Raw genomic sequence first — 15,452 nt, forward strand, 5'->3', positions numbered from 1 at the left:
GCGCAGATTGCGGAGACATTGCGGATAGGTGCGTGGAACACTAGGGGTATGACGATCACTGACACCGAATCGACCATGCCTGCACGCCAGGCCACCGCGAAGACCGTGCTGATGTGCCGTCCCGACTTCTTTACGGTCAACTACAGCATCAATCCGTGGATGAACCCCAACGACCCTACCGACACCAGCCTTGCCGTGAAGCAATGGCAGACGCTGTACGACACGTACATCGACCTCGGCTTCACCGTCGAGCTCATCGACCCCATCGATGGTCTGCCCGACATGGTCTACGCCGCTAACGGCGGATTTGTCATTGATGGCAAGGCGTACGGCGCCCTCTTCACCTACGACGAGCGCAAGGCTGAAGGCCCCGCGTACATGGACTGGTTTGGAGCCAACGGCCTCGAGGTCGCCTCCCCCCAGAACGTTAACGAGGGTGAAGGAGACTTCCTCCTCGTCGGCGACAACATCCTGGCCGGCATGGGCTTCCGCACTTCCATTGAAAGCCACCGCGAGCTTGCCGAGATCTCGGGCCGCAACGTTGTGTCGCTCAACCTCATCAACCCGAGTTTCTACCACGTCGACACCGCCATCGCGAAGCTCGACGAAACCAACATCGCCTACCTCGAGAGCGCCTTCGACGAGCCCTCGCTCGAAAAACTCCGTGCGCTGTATCCCGACGCCATCCTCGCTAGTGAAGAGGATGCGGCAGTGCTCGGACTCAACTCCTACAGCGACGGCTACAACGTTGTCATCGCCTCACGCGCGAAAGACTTCGAGCGTCAACTCAAAGAACGCGGCTACAACCCCATCGGCGTCGACCTCTCCGAGCTCCTGCTCGGTGGTGGCGGCGTGAAGTGCTGCACCTTGGAACTTCGCCGCTAAGCGCGGCACGGTACCTCAAACTTCGGCGCGAGACGCGTCGGACTGCGCTTGGCGCACTGAACAGAACGAATGGCCTGCGACTCGAACGCGGGCCATTCGTGTTTTCTCTAGCGGCCAGCGGCCAGCGGCCAGCGGCCAGCGGCCGAGGGGTGTTGAGCCTTGCGGGGCAGAGGGGCAGCGCGGCAGCGCGTCGCGTGGGCCGCGCGTTAGCGCTCTTCGCAAATAACGACGGGGATGTCGCGCGTGGTCTTGGCCTGGTAGCCAGCGTAGCGGGCGTTGGCGGCCACGATTCGCGGCCACAGTTCCGCTTTCTCGGCGGGGCTGGCGGTGTGAGTGCGCACGGGGAAGGTGCGACCGCGAATGGTGAGCTCAGCATCCGGAGCGGCCTGCAGGTTGCGATACCAGAGGGGATCGCGGTCGTCGCCGCCCTTGGACGCCACAATGACCCAGCGGCCGTCGCCATGCACCGGTGCCGTCAGCAGCGTGGAGCGGCGGATGCCCGACACTCGGCCTGTCGTGTGAAGCTCCAGCGAGGGCATGCCCCCAAGGTTCCAGCCGAGGCGACCGCCGGAGACGGCGAGGATCGTGCGGTGCACGCCGTTCATCAGTTTCATGCCGAGGTCGCTGAGGCGGTTGCTGGTACTCATGCCTCTATTGTCGCGCGACGCTGCGGCGGACGCACGAAGAGCGCGAGCACCGCGACGGTGAGGGGGAGGCTCGCGAACCAGAACGCTGGCTCGGTGAAGTTGCCGCTGGCGTCGACGGCGAGCGAGAGCGCGATGGGGCCGAGGGCCGTCGAGCCCAGAGCAATGGCGGTCGTGACGCCGCGAATGGAGCCAATGTGAGCGGTGCCGTAGTAGCGCACGTAGGCGGCCGCCTCCATCCCGCGCAGAGTGCCGCCGGCAGCGCCGAGCACGAGCCCGTAGAGCACGGCGGTGCCGTTGGGCCCGACGACGGAGAGCATCAGCAGTGAACCGGCGAGCGTGAGCATCGAGAAGATCACGAAGAGTTTGGGGCTCACGCGGTCGACGAACGCCCCGACGACCAGTGTCGCGGCAATGCCGGTGATGGTTTGTGGCAGAAAGTTTGCGGCCGCTTCGAACGGGGTCAGGCCGCGCTCGCCAAGGATCGCAATCTGGTGGAACGCGAGGGCGGTGCTCAGCATGCCCGAGACAGCGAGGGAAGCGGCGATGACCCAGAACATGCCGGTGCGGGCTGCTTCGCCGAGCATCCACGATTCCTTCTGGATGACGATCTGCGCCGTCGAGAGATCGTCGTCGCTGGCAACAGCCCGGCTGCGCTTCGGCAAGATGAACGCGAGAGGCACGACAACGGCGAGCACAATCGCGGCTTCCCAGCGCCAGGCGGCGTGGATGCCGACGGCGGAGATGAGCCGTTCGAGGCCGACGGGCGCGAGAGAGATTCCGGCCGATCCGATCGCGGCGGTGATGCCCAGCGCGAGCCCGCGGCGATGGGTGATGGCGCGGGCGACGGCCGTGGTGGCGGCGAGGCTGAGGGCGCCCTGGCCGAGCATCCGCACGCCGACAAAGCCAGCGGTCAATCCGGCGATGCCGTCCACGAAACTGAGGGCAAGCAGCACGCTCGCAAAGAGGGCGCCGATGACGATGGTGACGTACCGGGCGCCGAAGCGGTCAAGCGCGCGGCCGATGAAGGGTTGAGCCGAGGCGCCGGCGAGCGTGCCAAAGAAGTAGCTGACGGAGATGCCGGTGCGGGAGACGTCGAGCTCAGAAATGAGAGGGTCGGTGAAGACGGAAATGCCGGCGGTTTGGCCCGGAGCGGTCATCACCGAGATCACGCCCGCGGCAGCGACGACGCTCGCCCACGGCAACCACCGTGCTGGAGAACGACGACCCGTCTGAACCACGTTTACGTCAGAGGAAACCACAACCACTCAACCCTTCGAAGCCACCGTCGGGCTAGCGCGTGACGTTGCTGCTTCTGCCGCAACGCCTAGCCAAAATCGTACTCGCCTCTGGCGTGCTGAAATTCAGGCGCGTGGGGCTGCGGGTGCGTAAAGTTGTTGCATGAACGCACTGCGCTCGCGGGTAGTGGCTCGGGATATTGATGAGCCTCACCGCAAAACGACTCCACTTGAACTGCTCTTCGACCTGACCTTCGTGGTCGCGGTCGCCTCGGTGGTGCGGCAGCTGACGCACGCCGTCGAAGTGGGGCACGCTTTCGAAGCTATCGCGCCATTCCTTATGGTCTTCTTCTCCATCTGGTGGGCGTGGAACCAGTTCACCTGGCTGGCGTCGGCCTACGACACGGATGACGTTCCTTACCGTCTGTTCACGATGCTGCAGATGGGTGGCATCCTCGTTCTCGCCGCCGGAGTTCCCATGGCCTTTGACAGCGGCAACTTTGCGGCCGTCACTGTGGGGTACTTGATTTTGCGAATCGGGCTGATCGCGACCTTGCTGCGGGCGGTAAAAGATGATCCCGAAACGCGCGCCACCGCCGGGCGCTACGCCCTCGGTATCGGGATCGTGCAGGTTGGCTGGTTGTTGCGGCTGCTCCTACCCGCCGAGCTGGCCATGGTGTCGTTCGTGATCATCGTGCTCGCCGAACTGGCGGTGCCGCTCTGGGCTGACCGTGCGAAACGACTCTCCTGGCATCCGCACCACATCGCGGAGCGCTACGGAAAGTTCACCATCCTGGTACTCGGCGAAAGCGTTCTGGCGTCGACGTTCGCGGTGCAGGAGGCGCTCGAAGAGGGGCTGACGCCCTCGCTCGTAGTCGCCTCGGTGGCAGGACTCGTGCTGCTCTTCGCTCTGTGGTGGCTCTATTTCTCGGAGCCTGCCGCCGAGGGCCTCGAGAACAAACGAGAACGCTACCTGTACTGGAACTACGGCCACTACTTCCTGTTCGCGGCGCTCGCCGCCGTCGGAACCGGCATCGAAGTGTCGGTGCGTTCGGTCACGACGGACCTCGAGTCGAGCGAGCTCGTGGTCGGCTACTCTCTGGCATTGCCTGTCGCGCTCTTCATTCTGCTGCTGTGGCTGCTGCACGCGCCCATGGTGGAGCGGGTGTCGATTCCGCGATCGGCGACAGTCGTTGCGGTGCTCGTGATGCTGGCGTTGCCGTTCACGGCATCCGCCATTGGCACTATTGGGGTGGCCGTGGCTATTGCTGCGGTCTCGATAATTCTGCTCGCGGTTGCGCTGTTGACGGGGCGGATGCGCGCCGCGAAGCTTAAGGCCAAGCAGGGTTAACGAAGAAGGAGTGGTGCACGATGTTTGCTCCGAAGAACGCATTTTCTGGATTCAGTGTCAACGATCTCGATGCCGCTGCGGCCTTCTACCGCGACAGCCTCGGCCTCGCGGTCGCCGATGGCGGGATGGGCACGCTGCGCCTCACGCTGCCTGGCGGAGCCGAGGTGACCATTTACCCGAAAGAGAACCACGAACCGGCGAGCTTCACCATCCTGAACTTTGCAGTCGAGGACGTCGAAGCTGCCGTCGATGCGCTCAACGAGCGTGGCGTGGTCACCAAGATCTACAGCGACGGCGACCTTATGGGCGGCATGGGCACTGACGCGAAGGGCATCATGCGCGGGCACGGGTCTGAGATTGCGTGGTTCAAGGATCCCGCTGGCAACGTGCTTTCGGTTATTGCGGCGTAGCCCGGTTTAGCTCTCGCGTCGCTCGGCGGCAATGTCCCGTTTCCAGCGGGCCGCACGGCAGGCTTCGACGACCTGCGGGTTGGCGTCCCAGAAACCTTGGGGGTTCGGGGCTGCCGCTAGTCGTTCGAGAAATTCGATCGGCAGCAGCCACTTCGCGTGGAGATCTTCGAGTTCGTCTTGGAAGACCAACTCGCCCATATTCTCCCAAGCCCATTCCACGACATGGTCATCGTGGGGGCTAGTCGAATCCCATTCCTCTCGGGTAGAGGCCAATTCGTCTGCGGGCCAGGGAACTCCATCCAGCGCAATTTCTTCGGCTTGACGCTGCAGCGCGGCGTAGTGCCCGGCACGAGCGGCTTCATCGCCTGTCTGGGTGGTCAGCGCGTCCGTGTGCCTGAGCGCTTGTTTCACTTCTGCCTGAAGTGCCTTGCCGAGTTCGGAGAAGAACTCTTCTTGGTTCTCGAGTGTGGCGAAATTGGTGGGGGCGAGTGCTCTCCAGCGTTCGCGAACTAGTTCACCGAGCGGGTTCATTGTTTCCCTTTCGTGGGCGAGGCGGATAAATGGATTATTTCTCAGGCGTCTGACATCGCGCGAGAGTCAGAGAGGGGTGAGGCCGTGTGGCCTCACCCCTCTGGCGTTAGTTGTGGCGAGCTATTCGGCGGCGAGAGTCCAGCTGCCGTCGGCCCGCACGCTGATCACGGAGGGCCCTGAGCTGAGCGGCACGGTGCCGGAGTAGTCGCCGATGTCGTTGATGAGCAGCCCGAGCGAGAACGCCTTGTCGGTTTCTTCTTGCACGATGAAGTTCATGGTTCCGTCGTGGGTGGCGGTGAGCTTTCCGGCTGAGCCATCGAAGAGAAAGACTCCGTCGCCAGTTCCGGATGCCGCAAGGGCGGGAGCGGTAGAGAGCGGCGCGACGGTAATAGTCCAGTTTCCGTCAGCGGTGATCTGCAGTGAGGTTGCATCCGTGAACGCGTTGAAGCCGTAGACGGTGGTGCCCGTGTAGGACCCGATGGTGTTGACGAGCAGGTCGCCGGTGGGTTCGTTGTCGGCATCGAGGGCGTTGACCACGAAGTTCATTCCGCCGTCGTGGGTCGCCGTCACCATCGCGGCACTGACACCGGCGGGCAAGGTGATCAGATTATCGCCAGCACCAGATTCGGTGATGGTGTCGAACGTGCCGAAGCTGTCATCCGCCCAGCTCTGAGCGGTATTTGTCTCTTCGGCGGGTTCTTCGGCGACGGGCTCTTCGGCGGCAGGCTCAACGTCGGGTTCTGTGCCCGCTGATTGTTCGGTGCTCGTGCTTGGCGCATCGACGGCGGGAGCGTCGTCGCTGCCACCACTGAGCGCACTGCTGATGAGCGAGAGCACGATGATGGCACCCATCACGATCCACGCGATCTTCTTGTGTTGGGCGTACCCGGCAAGGATGAGGCCCTGTTTGTCTTTCTGGGCTCCGGTGAGCACGAGGATGAGATCGATCAGGTACCAGATGCCGAACCCACCAAAGGTGATGAGCTTCAGGATGCCGGTGCCGACCTTGCCGAGGTAGAAGCGGTCGACGGCAATGAAGCCGAGCAGCAGCGAGAGAACGAAGGTGACGAGAAACGACTTCTCGGATTCTGGGGCAGCTGCGACGTCCGGCACGGCCGGGGCAACGGGTGCGGGTGGTGGGGTTTCTGCGGTGGGGTGCTGTGTATCAGTGGTCATGATGCTCCTTCGATGGTGGTGCGGATGATGGGGTGGTTGCGCGACTGGTTAGTCGCGCGTGAAGTCGATGATGATGTTGGCGCCGCTATTGGGGTGGTAACCCCAGGAGGCGGAGAAGTTGCCCCAATCGGCGGACTGTCGACCGTCGAGGGCGCGGGTGCTGTTGATGCGGTTCAGCACGCTGTCGGGGGTATCGAGTTCGTCGAGCACGCAGAGGATGTCGGAGTAGGGGGCACCCTTCGACTCCTCGCCGGTGCTGTCCATCGACAGGCTCGCGCCATCGTCGCCGACGACGATGTAGAGACTGTCCTCTACTCCGCAGGTTTCCGTGGCGGCGATGATGGGGCTCGGTTGTGCAGCGTCAACGACTCCGCCGGCGACGCTCCCGGCGACGCTCCCGACGGCGGGAATCACAGCGAGGCCGATGACGAGTCCGAGTACGAGGCCGATTCCGAGGCCAACGCCCCCGAAAGCTACTGCCCGATTCGAGGATGCGGGGGCGGCGGGTGACTGGCCAGCGGTGGTGGCTTCTGCCGATGTTTCAGCCGGGGCGTTCGTCGGATCGATGCTCATGGTTTGTCTCCTTGTGGGTGGGGCCTAAACGAACCGGGGTAGTTCGAGCAGGTTGTTGGTTTCGCGGTTGTCGGCGATGGTCGTGATGTACGTGGAGCCGCTGGCTCCGGCGCGGGTGACGACAGTGGCTTCAGCGCCGGTGACGTCGTTGCGGGTGCGGAAGTCGTGCCCGCCGGCGTCGATGACGGCGGCGATTACGTCCCGGCTCACACTGACGAGGGGCCCGGTGATCGTCGTCGAGTACTTGACGTCGGTGATGTGCAGATTGGTGGTGCCCGGCGCTTGAACGCGGGCCTGTCGGATGTACAGCACGGTGGCTCCTCGGGTTGTTGCCAGGGCCTCGTGCCGTGACATAAGGAATCGTGGCGGACTTGCTGAACCTGCAAGCGGTATTGCTTGATAAGGGGGATTATCAGCGGATTCGTCGCGATGTCGCCCGGTCGAGCTAAACTCATCCCGTGCCCAACCGAGCACCCCAAGGGAAGGAGGAGTGATGACCGCAACGAAGCCGGCCCTGTTCATTTCCCTTTCCGGCATTGCGCGTTTGGCGCAGGTGCAGCGTCCGGTGGTGTCGATGTGGCGCTCGCGGGCTGCAGCATCCGATTCACCGTTTCCGGCTCCTGTTGCGCAGGATCGCGGCAGCGAGATCTTCGATGCGCGGCAGGTGGCCGACTGGCTCGTCGCAACCGGCCGGGGCAATAACCCCGATGTCGTCGACGATGCTCCGGCTTTCGCCCGCTTCGATGCGACGAGTCGGGGCGACTCCGAATCTTTCGACGCGCTCACCGCGTTGGTGGCGTTGCGCGCTACCGCCGATGAACCCATAGGCTCGCTCGACCGCGCGCAACTGCTCGATCTGGCCGATGAGGTCGACCCGGATGACACGAGTCTCCAAACCGAGGTTGTCGCCCTGGGCGATGAACTGGTCGCTATGGCCCGCTTCGTCGACGTTCTGGTCGATGGTGCTTACGGCGCGGCCGCCGCGTTCGAGTCGCTGCTGGGGGAGCGCTTTCGTGACGGCCACCGCGCGCTCTCCCGCACTGCCCTGGAGCCGGAGGCCACGGCCTTAGTCAGCGAGCTCGCCGTCGAGTTGGCGCGCAGCAACCCAGCCGCTCACCCCAACCAGCCACTCTTTGTCGATCCCACGGGTGCCTGTGGCGACCTTCTCCTTGCGGTGCTCAAGTCGGTCGACGAGAGTCTCGACCCGGCTGCGGTCACCGCGAACACGAACGGGGCGGGCGCACGTCTGCTGCGTCGTCGTCTCGTCGCGCACCAACTCCCGCACGCTTCTTTGGCAGTAGCGCGCACGGGGGAGTTCGCCGCGTCGGGGGCCCCGGTGCATGTGGTTCAGTTCCCGCATCCTGAGTCTCCGGTGATGTCACCCGAGCAGGTCCTCGCGGAGATCGACAACATCGTTCTGCAGATGGATGACGCCCAGCGGGCTGTCATCCTCGCGCCGGCCTCTGTGCTCACTGATGCGAAACTCGATGCCGAGGCTGACCAGTTGCGTTCGCAGATTCTGCGTTCGGGCAAGCTGCGGGCGATCATCCGGTTGCCTCGTGGTTTGGTGACGAGTACACCACGGCAGGCTCTTGCGCTGTGGGTGTGTGGTCCGGCCCATGCGTCGGTGGCGCGTGCCGACAAGTGGACGATGGTTGCCGACTTGGGTGATGAGTCGCTGTCGGCGGGGATGCGCACCGATCTGGTGAGCGACCTGACGGCAGCAATGGGTAGTGAGCAGTCGATCCGTGCCCATGCGTTCCGTTTCGCTCGCCCCGTGTCGACGGGTGCGCTTCTTGCCAGCTCGGGTTCGCTCGTCGCCTCGACGAAGCCGGTGGTGACGGTTCCGCGGGTTATCTCAACGCAGCACCGCCGGCCCGAGGGCGCAGAGTTCCCGGCCCGGCTGGATGCGCTCATCGCAGCCCTCGGCGACCATGCCCCCGAACCGCTCCGCCACGTTGCTCCCACCAGTTCTCCGCTGTCCTTGCCGGCGGCCACGCTGGGTTCGCTTGCTGGTTCCCGCCACGTTCGGTGCTTGCCCGGCGCCCGCCTCACATCAGCGGATCTGCAGGCCGAGACCGGCTACCCCGTAATCGGCGTTGACGAGCTGACCGGTCAGGCCGAGGTCGGCGCTCGCCGCATCGACCGCCTCGCGTTGGCGGCAGAGTATCCGGCCGCTCGGCTGACGGAGCCGGGTGATGTCGTGTTCTGCACGAGCCCGCATCCGAAAGCCCTCGTCGACACCGCAGGGTTCTCTGTCGTGAGTTACCCGGCACGCATCTTGCGTATCAACCCGTCAGACCCGGCGGGCCTTGTCCCGGCGCTGCTGGCATCAGATATAACCGCTCAGCAGTCGCGGGAGTGGAAGCGTTGGCGTGTGCGCCGTGTGGTCCCCGCCGAGCGTGCCGGTCTCACTCAGGCGCTGCAGAGCGTTGCGACCGAGCGGGCCACGTTGGCGGAGCAACTGCGCACGCTCGACGATCTCACCAGTGTTCTCGTCGGCGGCGTTGTCGCCGGCACCCTGACTACCCAGAACAACCCCATAACTACCGGCACTGATGCCGCCATAATTGCCCTACCGGAAGGAACTAACTGATGCCCCCTCGCACCAAAACGAAGTCGGATGCTGCGCCGTCGACCATGAAGGAACTGAAAGACACCCTGTGGAAGGCCGCCGATAAATTGCGCGGTTCGATGGATGCTTCGCAATATAAGGACATCATCCTGGGACTGGTTTTTCTGAAGTATGTGTCGGATGCCTTCGAGGAGCGTCGCGCCCAGATCGCGTCTGAGCTTGAGGCTGATGGTCTCGCCGAGGACCAGATCGCGCAACTCATCGATGACGTCGATGAGTACACAGGTCATGGGGTGTTCTGGGTTCTGGCGAATGCGCGCTGGGGTTTTCTGTCGGAGAACGCAAAGGGTATTGCGGCGTCGACGGCAGAGCCGACGAAGTCGATTGGTCTTCTGATTGATGAGGCGATGGATGCCATCATGGCGTCGAACCCTGCGCTCGCCGCGACGCTCCCACGCCTCTATAACAAGGACAATATCGACCAGCGCCGTCTGGGCGAACTGGTAGACCTGTTCAACTCAGCACGGTTCACCGGTCAAGGGTCGACGCGCGCGCGGGACCTTTTGGGTGAGGTGTACGAGTACTTCTTGGAGAAGTTCGCGGCCGCTGAGGGTAAGCGTGGCGGCGAGTTCTATACGCCCGCAGGTGTGGTGCGGGTGTTGGTGGAGATTCTGGAGCCGACGCACGGTCGTGTGTACGACCCGTGCTGTGGCTCGGGTGGCATGTTCGTGCAGGCGGAGAAGTTTTTGGAGTCGCACAAGAAAGAGGGAAGCGACATCTCTGTGTATGGCCAGGAGCTGAACGAGCGCACCTGGCGTTTGGCGAAGATGAACCTCGCCATTCATGGTCTGAACGGTAATTTGGCGAGTCGCTGGGGTGACACGTTTGCCCGCGATCAGCACCCGGATATGCAGGCCGATTTTGTGATGGCGAATCCGCCGTTCAATATCAAGGATTGGGCGCGCAGTGAGAGCGATCCGCGCTGGCGTTACGGGGTTCCGCCGGTAGGTAACGCGAACTATGCGTGGATTCAGCACATCATTTCGAAGCTCGCCCCCGGCGGTAGTGCGGGTGTGGTGATGGCGAATGGTTCGATGTCGTCGAACTCGGGCGGTGAGGGCGACATTCGCGCCCAGCTCGTCGAGGCCGATCTGGTGTCGTGCATGGTCGCGCTGCCGACGCAGTTGTTCCGCAGCACGGGTATTCCGGTGTGTACGTGGTTCTTCGCGAAAGACAAGACCGCGGGCGCGGGCGGGAGCATTGACCGCACTGGTCAGGTGTTGTTCATCGATGCCCGCAATCTCGGCCACATGGTTGACCGCGCCGAGCGTGCGTTCAGCGACGACGACATCGCCAAGATCGCAAACACGTTCCGTGCGTGGCGCGGCACGAAGTCGGCGACGGATGCGGGGCTCACATATGAGGACGAAGCTGGGTTCAGCTACTCGGCGACTCTGGCGGAGGTCAAGGCTGCCGACTACTCACTTACGCCTGGCCGATTCGTGGGTGCACCGGAAGCGTCTAGAGACGAAGAGCCTCCAGAGGACAAAATCACGAGACTGAGCGCTGATCTCCTCGCGCAGTTAGGCGATTCCGAGCGACTCGCAGCGATCGTTCGTGAGCAGCTCGGTCGAGTCTCATGACGTTCCGAACGACGACGATTGCGGAAATTGCCAATCCGGCACCGCGGTCCATTGCAATAGGCCCATTTGGGTCATCGCTCAAAGCAGACATGTATACGAGCACAGGGGTTCCTCTAGTCCGGGGACAAAATCTGACTAGCGCCAGTGAGATTGATCTTTCGGATGTGGTTTACGTCGCCCCGGAAACCGCGTCCAAGTTCCCTGCCTGCATGTTGGAAGAAGGAGATCTTGTTTTCCCTCACCGAGGGGCGATCGGCCGGGTTGGTATCGTGGGCGAAACACCCGCACTCCTTTCATCCAGCATGATGAAGTTGAAGTGCGATCGGAGCAAGGCTGATCCGCGGTTTGTCTTCTACTACTTTCGCGGGCCAGGACGCAGAGAGCTGATGATGCGCGCGTCGACAGTTGGGACACCGGGCATAGGTCAGCCCCTTACCTCGTTAAGAGAGATACCAATTCAACTGCCCTCGATTGAGGAACAAAGGAACATTGCAGGAGTTCTCGGATCAATCGATGAGAAGATCGCTGCCAATATCCGTCTTTCTGCAATCTCCGAGCAACTCCTTGCTACTGAGGTGCAACAACGCTGGCTCACTCAACCATCTGGTTCCGCCGTTTCTATTCTGACGATTTTCGAAGTCGGACGTTCATTGCCCGCGCCCATCGGAGCGGAACCGGTCTACTTGGGGATGAAGAACATTCCCGAGTCAGGTGTTGGCATCACGAACTGGGAACACCGTTCTGCACGAGGAGGTGCACGCTTCACGAATGGCGACACTCTTCTGGCGCGAATCACACCCTGTCTCGAAAATGGGAAGACGGGCTATGTTGATTTCCTTAAGAGCGGTGAAATCGGAATTGGTTCTACTGAGTTCATCGTCTTGCGATCTCGGGAGGGAATTCCAAGTGCTCTGTCATACTTCCTCGCTATAGATTCGAAATTCCGAGATTTCGCGATCCGCCACATGGTGGGCACCTCTGGTCGGCAACGAGTGTCCGCGTCCAGCATTTCGACCTACATGTTGCCTTCTCCGGACAAAGGCTGGATGAACGACTTTGGAGCGCGAGCTGCTCAGCAGTTCGCGCTCATGAAGTCGCTGAGAGGTGAGAATCGAGTTCTTGCGGCTCTCCGCGACGCCCTCCTCCCCGAACTCATGTCGGGCAGGCTTCGCGTGAAAGATGCCGAGAAGCAGATTGAAGAGGTGCTGTGATGGTCGGAATGTCAGAAGCGGACTGGGAACAACTCACCCTCGACACCCTCGGAGAGCTGGGGTGGCTCCCCACCGCGGGCGAGAAAATCGCGCCCGGCTCAGGTGAGCGCGACAGTTGGGATGAGCTCCTCATCCGCCCCCGCCTGCTCGCCGCACTCCAAAAATTCAACCCCGACGTGCCCGCCCAATACCTGGCGCAGGCCGTCGCCGAGATTGCGGCACCGAAGTCGAAAGATGCGATTGCCGAGAACCTTCGCATCCACCAATACCTAGTCGACGGGTTCCGCCTCAGCTACATCGACACCGACGGGGTCGAAGCGAACCCCACCATCAGTCTGCTCTCCGCCGACCCCGACCAGAACGACTGGCTCGCCGTCAACCAAGTCACCCTCATCCAAGGCGACCACAAACGACGCTTCGACCTCGTGCTCTACTGCAACGGCATGCCCGTCAGCATCATCGAACTCAAAAAAGCCGGCAGCAAAACCGCGGATGTCGCCTCTGCCCACGCCCAACTCGGCACCTACCTGCGCGAATTTCCCCTCGCCTTCCGCTTCTGCGTCTTCACCCTCGCCAGCGACGGCCTCGACGCCAAATACGGTACCCCCTTCACACCCCTCAACCACTTCGCTCCCTGGAATGTGGATGACGACGGCACCCCCGTCGCCCCCAACCGCAGCATCGACGGCGAAACCGTCACCGGCCTCGAAGACGCCATCGACGGCCTCTACAACCAAGACCGCTTCCTGCAACTACTGCGCAACTACACCGCCTTCGACGAAAACGCCGACGGCCTCACCAAACGCATCGCCAAACCCCACCAATACTTCGCCGTCTCCAAAGCCATCGGCAGCACTGTACAAGCCGTCGAATCCAACGGAAAAGCGGGCGTCGTCTGGCACACCCAAGGCTCCGGCAAATCCATGGAAATGGAGCTCTACGCCAACCTCGTCACCCGCCACCCCAAACTCAAAAACCCCACCATCGTCGTCATCACCGACCGCACCGAACTCGACGGCCAACTCTTCCAAACCTTCAACCAGAGCATGCTGCTCGCCGAAAAGCCCCAACAAATCAAGAGCCGCACCGGGCTGCGCGACGAAATAGGCAACCGCACCACCGGCGGCATCTACTTCACCACCCTCCAAAAATTTGGTCGCACCGACGCCGAACGTGCCACCGGCGCCGACCACCCCCTCCTCTCCGACCGCCGCAACGTCATCGTCATCGTCGACGAAGCCCACCGCAGCCACTACGACGACCTCGACGGCTACGCCCGCCACCTGCGCGACGCCCTCCCCAACGCCACCCTCATCGCGTTCACCGGCACCCCCATCTCCTTCGACGACCGCAACACCCGCGACGTCTTCGGCGACTACATCGACATCTACGACCTCACCCGCGCCGTCGACGACAAAGCCACCGTGCCCGTCTACTTCGAACCCCGCCTCATCAAAGTCAGCCTCGCCGACAGCATCACCCAAGAAGAACTGGATGCCGCAGCCGACGACGCCACCACCAGCCTCGACGACACCGAACGGGCCCGCATCGAAGCATCCGTCGCCGTCGTCAACGCCATCTATGGCGCCCCCGAACGCCTCGAAGCCCTCGCCGCCGACCTCGTCACCCACTGGGAAGAACGCCGCACCCGCATGCTTCCCTTCATCGAAGCTCCCGGCAAAGCCCTCATCGTGGGAGCGACCCGCGAAATCTGCGCCCGCCTCTACGACCAAATCATCGCCCTCCGCCCCGACTGGCACTCCGACGATATCAACGGCGGCACAATCAAAGTCGTCTACTCCGGCACCCCCTCCGACCCGTCGCCCATTGTCGAACACGTGCGCCGCCCCTCCCAAAACGACGCCATCAAAACACGCCTCAAAGATGTGGATGACGAACTCGAGTTGGTCATCGTGCAAAACATGATGCTCACCGGCTTCGACGCGCCACCCCTGCACACCCTGTATTTGGACCGCCCCCTCAAGGGCGCCCTGCTCATGCAAACCCTCGCCCGCGTCAACCGCACCTTCCGCGGAAAACAAGACGGACTGCTCGTTGCCTACGCACCCCTCGTCGACAACCTCAAAGAAGCTCTCGCCGAGTACACAACAAGCGATCAAGAGAAGAAACCCATCGGCCGTTCGGTTGATGAAGCCGTCACGCTCGCCACCGAACTCGTCAACAGGCTGCGCGAACTGCTCGCCGGCTACGACTGGCGTGCTGTGCTGGCCAAGGGTGGCCCGAAGGCGTACCTCAACGCCGCCAGCGGTGCTGCCAACTATCTGCGCGACGCGTCGACACCGGGCAACGACCCCTCGCTGGGTGACGACACTCTGGCCGCCCGCTACCGCAAGTTCTCCGGCCAACTCGCTCGCGCTTGGGCGCTCGCCAGTGGACGCACCAACCTCGCCGACCTGCACCCCGAAATCTCCTTTTACGAAGAGGTGCGCGTCTGGATGGCCAAGTTCGACGCCATGGCCCGCCAGGATCGCGACGAACCCATCCCCGAAGACATCCAACGCCTTCTCGGCAAACTCATCGCTCAAGCCACGGATGCCGGCGAGGTCTACGACATCTATGACGCTGCCGGGATGCCCAAGCCCTCCTTGAGCGACCTCACCCCCGAGTTTGTTGCCTCGACCCAGAACGCGCGCAACCCGCAGCTCGCCATCGAAGCACTGCGCACGATGCTCACCGAAGAGTCGACGGCGGTCACCCGCAACAACATGGTTCGCCAGCGCGCCTTCTCAGAACGCATCACCGAGTTGATGAACAAGTACACCAACCAGCAACTGACCTCTGCCGAGGTCATCGCGGAACTCGTGGCGCTGGCCCGCGAAGTTGCCCTCGAAGGCAAGCGCGGCGAAACCTTCACGCCGTCGCTGTCCTCCGACGAACTTGCTTTCTACGACGCTGTCGCCCAGAACGAATCCGCCGTCGAAGTACAAGGCGACGGCAAGCTCGCCGAAATCGCCCGTGGCCTCGTTAAGGTGATGCGCCGCGACGTACGCACCGACTGGACCGTGCGCGACGATGTGCGCGCCAAACTGCGCTCCTCGATCAAACGGCTGCTCGTGCTCAACGGCTACCCGCCAGACAAGCAACCCGAAGCCATCAAGCTCGTCATGGAACAGATGGAGACGATGGCGCCCCGGTATGCGGATGAGCGCGAGGCGGGTGCCTAACCCGACCGCTTGTTTCCAGCCGCAACCGTG

General features: G+C 62.8%; 13 protein-coding genes. 7 read left to right on the forward strand and 6 right to left on the reverse strand.

Annotated features, from left to right (window positions below):
- The first annotated feature begins 48 nt into the window (after positions 1-48).
- The gene (gene ddaH / locus ESZ53_RS10480) at positions 49-885 is read left to right on the forward strand and encodes a dimethylargininase (protein WP_129072775.1); all 837 of its coding nucleotides are present in this window, start codon (positions 49-51) and stop codon (positions 883-885) included.
- 206 nt (positions 886-1,091) lie between these two features.
- On the opposite strand, the gene ESZ53_RS10485 is transcribed toward ddaH, so the two are convergent.
- Together ESZ53_RS10485 and ESZ53_RS10490 are read right to left on the reverse strand one after the other, a co-directional pair.
- Positions 1,092-1,532 (reverse strand): nitroreductase family deazaflavin-dependent oxidoreductase, encoded by a 441-nt coding sequence (locus tag ESZ53_RS10485; RefSeq protein WP_129072776.1) that lies wholly within the window; start codon positions 1,530-1,532, stop codon positions 1,092-1,094.
- A complete protein-coding gene (locus tag ESZ53_RS10490; protein ID WP_246837295.1) occupies positions 1,529-2,791 on the reverse strand; it encodes an MFS transporter in 1,263 nt (420 codons plus the stop codon). Before ESZ53_RS10490 ends, ESZ53_RS10485 begins: the two co-directional genes overlap by 4 nt.
- 139 nt (positions 2,792-2,930) lie before the next feature.
- On the opposite strand from ESZ53_RS10490, the gene ESZ53_RS10495 reads away from it, so the two are divergent.
- Both ESZ53_RS10495 and ESZ53_RS10500 read left to right on the forward strand, forming a co-directional pair.
- Positions 2,931-4,118, forward strand: coding sequence for a low temperature requirement protein A (locus tag ESZ53_RS10495; RefSeq protein ID WP_129072778.1), 1,188 nt, complete (start codon positions 2,931-2,933; stop codon positions 4,116-4,118).
- A 20-nt stretch (positions 4,119-4,138) separates the two neighbouring features.
- Positions 4,139-4,528 (forward strand): VOC family protein, encoded by a 390-nt coding sequence (locus ESZ53_RS10500; protein ID WP_129072779.1) that lies wholly within the window; start codon positions 4,139-4,141, stop codon positions 4,526-4,528.
- A gap of 6 nt (positions 4,529-4,534) precedes the next feature.
- Here ESZ53_RS10500 and ESZ53_RS10505 read toward each other — a convergent pair whose 3' ends face one another.
- The 4 genes from ESZ53_RS10505 to ESZ53_RS14355 form a co-directional block, all read right to left on the reverse strand.
- On the reverse strand, positions 4,535-5,059 hold the full coding sequence (locus ESZ53_RS10505) for a hypothetical protein (RefSeq protein WP_129072780.1): 525 nt from the start codon (positions 5,057-5,059) through the stop codon (positions 4,535-4,537).
- A 120-nt stretch (positions 5,060-5,179) separates the two neighbouring features.
- Positions 5,180-6,235 (reverse strand): TM2 domain-containing protein, encoded by a 1,056-nt coding sequence (locus ESZ53_RS10510; RefSeq protein WP_129072781.1) that lies wholly within the window; start codon positions 6,233-6,235, stop codon positions 5,180-5,182.
- A gap of 48 nt (positions 6,236-6,283) precedes the next feature.
- On the reverse strand, positions 6,284-6,808 hold the full coding sequence (locus ESZ53_RS10515; protein WP_129072782.1) for a hypothetical protein: 525 nt from the start codon (positions 6,806-6,808) through the stop codon (positions 6,284-6,286).
- A gap of 24 nt (positions 6,809-6,832) precedes the next feature.
- A complete protein-coding gene (locus tag ESZ53_RS14355) occupies positions 6,833-7,120 on the reverse strand; it encodes a DUF3892 domain-containing protein (RefSeq protein ID WP_168187230.1) in 288 nt (95 codons plus the stop codon).
- A gap of 181 nt (positions 7,121-7,301) precedes the next feature.
- On the opposite strand from ESZ53_RS14355, the gene ESZ53_RS10525 reads away from it, so the two are divergent.
- The 4 genes from ESZ53_RS10525 to ESZ53_RS10540 are packed head-to-tail and all read left to right on the forward strand — an operon-like array spanning position 7,302 to position 15,422.
- Complete coding sequence (locus tag ESZ53_RS10525) at positions 7,302-9,404, forward strand: hypothetical protein (protein WP_168187231.1); 2,103 nt, start codon at positions 7,302-7,304, stop codon at positions 9,402-9,404.
- Positions 9,404-11,026: a class I SAM-dependent DNA methyltransferase gene (locus ESZ53_RS10530; RefSeq protein WP_129072785.1), complete on the forward strand. Its 1,623-nt coding sequence runs from the start codon at positions 9,404-9,406 to the stop codon at positions 11,024-11,026. The genes ESZ53_RS10525 and ESZ53_RS10530 overlap by 1 nt, the downstream gene beginning before the upstream one ends.
- Complete coding sequence (locus ESZ53_RS10535; protein WP_129072786.1) at positions 11,023-12,237, forward strand: restriction endonuclease subunit S; 1,215 nt, start codon at positions 11,023-11,025, stop codon at positions 12,235-12,237. The genes ESZ53_RS10530 and ESZ53_RS10535 overlap by 4 nt, the downstream gene beginning before the upstream one ends.
- Positions 12,237-15,422, forward strand: a complete 3,186-nt coding sequence (locus tag ESZ53_RS10540) for a type I restriction endonuclease subunit R (protein ID WP_129072787.1) — start codon at positions 12,237-12,239, stop codon at positions 15,420-15,422. Before ESZ53_RS10535 ends, ESZ53_RS10540 begins: the two co-directional genes overlap by 1 nt.
- Positions 15,423-15,452: the final 30 nt, after the last annotated feature.

The organism is Salinibacterium sp. UTAS2018, assembly GCF_004118935.1.
Taxonomy (GTDB): Bacteria; Actinomycetota; Actinomycetes; order Actinomycetales; family Microbacteriaceae; genus Rhodoglobus.

Excerpts from the sequence above, each read along its gene's own strand:
- ESZ53_RS10500 (WP_129072779.1), top strand. The coding sequence starts at position 4,139 with ATGTTTGCTCCGAAGAACGCATTTTCTGGATTCAGTGTCAACGATCTC.
- ESZ53_RS10540 (WP_129072787.1), top strand. The coding sequence starts at position 12,237 with ATGGTCGGAATGTCAGAAGCGGACTGGGAACAACTCACCCTCGACACC.
- ddaH (WP_129072775.1), top strand. The coding sequence starts at position 49 with ATGACGATCACTGACACCGAATCGACCATGCCTGCACGCCAGGCCACC.
- ESZ53_RS10525 (WP_168187231.1), top strand. The coding sequence starts at position 7,302 with ATGACCGCAACGAAGCCGGCCCTGTTCATTTCCCTTTCCGGCATTGCG.
- ESZ53_RS10510 (WP_129072781.1), bottom strand. The coding sequence starts at position 6,235 with ATGACCACTGATACACAGCACCCCACCGCAGAAACCCCACCACCCGCA.
- ESZ53_RS10505 (WP_129072780.1), bottom strand. The coding sequence starts at position 5,059 with ATGAACCCGCTCGGTGAACTAGTTCGCGAACGCTGGAGAGCACTCGCC.
- ESZ53_RS10485 (WP_129072776.1), bottom strand. The coding sequence starts at position 1,532 with ATGAGTACCAGCAACCGCCTCAGCGACCTCGGCATGAAACTGATGAAC.
- ESZ53_RS10515 (WP_129072782.1), bottom strand. The coding sequence starts at position 6,808 with ATGAGCATCGATCCGACGAACGCCCCGGCTGAAACATCGGCAGAAGCC.
- ESZ53_RS10530 (WP_129072785.1), top strand. The coding sequence starts at position 9,404 with ATGCCCCCTCGCACCAAAACGAAGTCGGATGCTGCGCCGTCGACCATG.
- ESZ53_RS10535 (WP_129072786.1), top strand. The coding sequence starts at position 11,023 with ATGACGTTCCGAACGACGACGATTGCGGAAATTGCCAATCCGGCACCG.
- ESZ53_RS10495 (WP_129072778.1), top strand. The coding sequence starts at position 2,931 with ATGAACGCACTGCGCTCGCGGGTAGTGGCTCGGGATATTGATGAGCCT.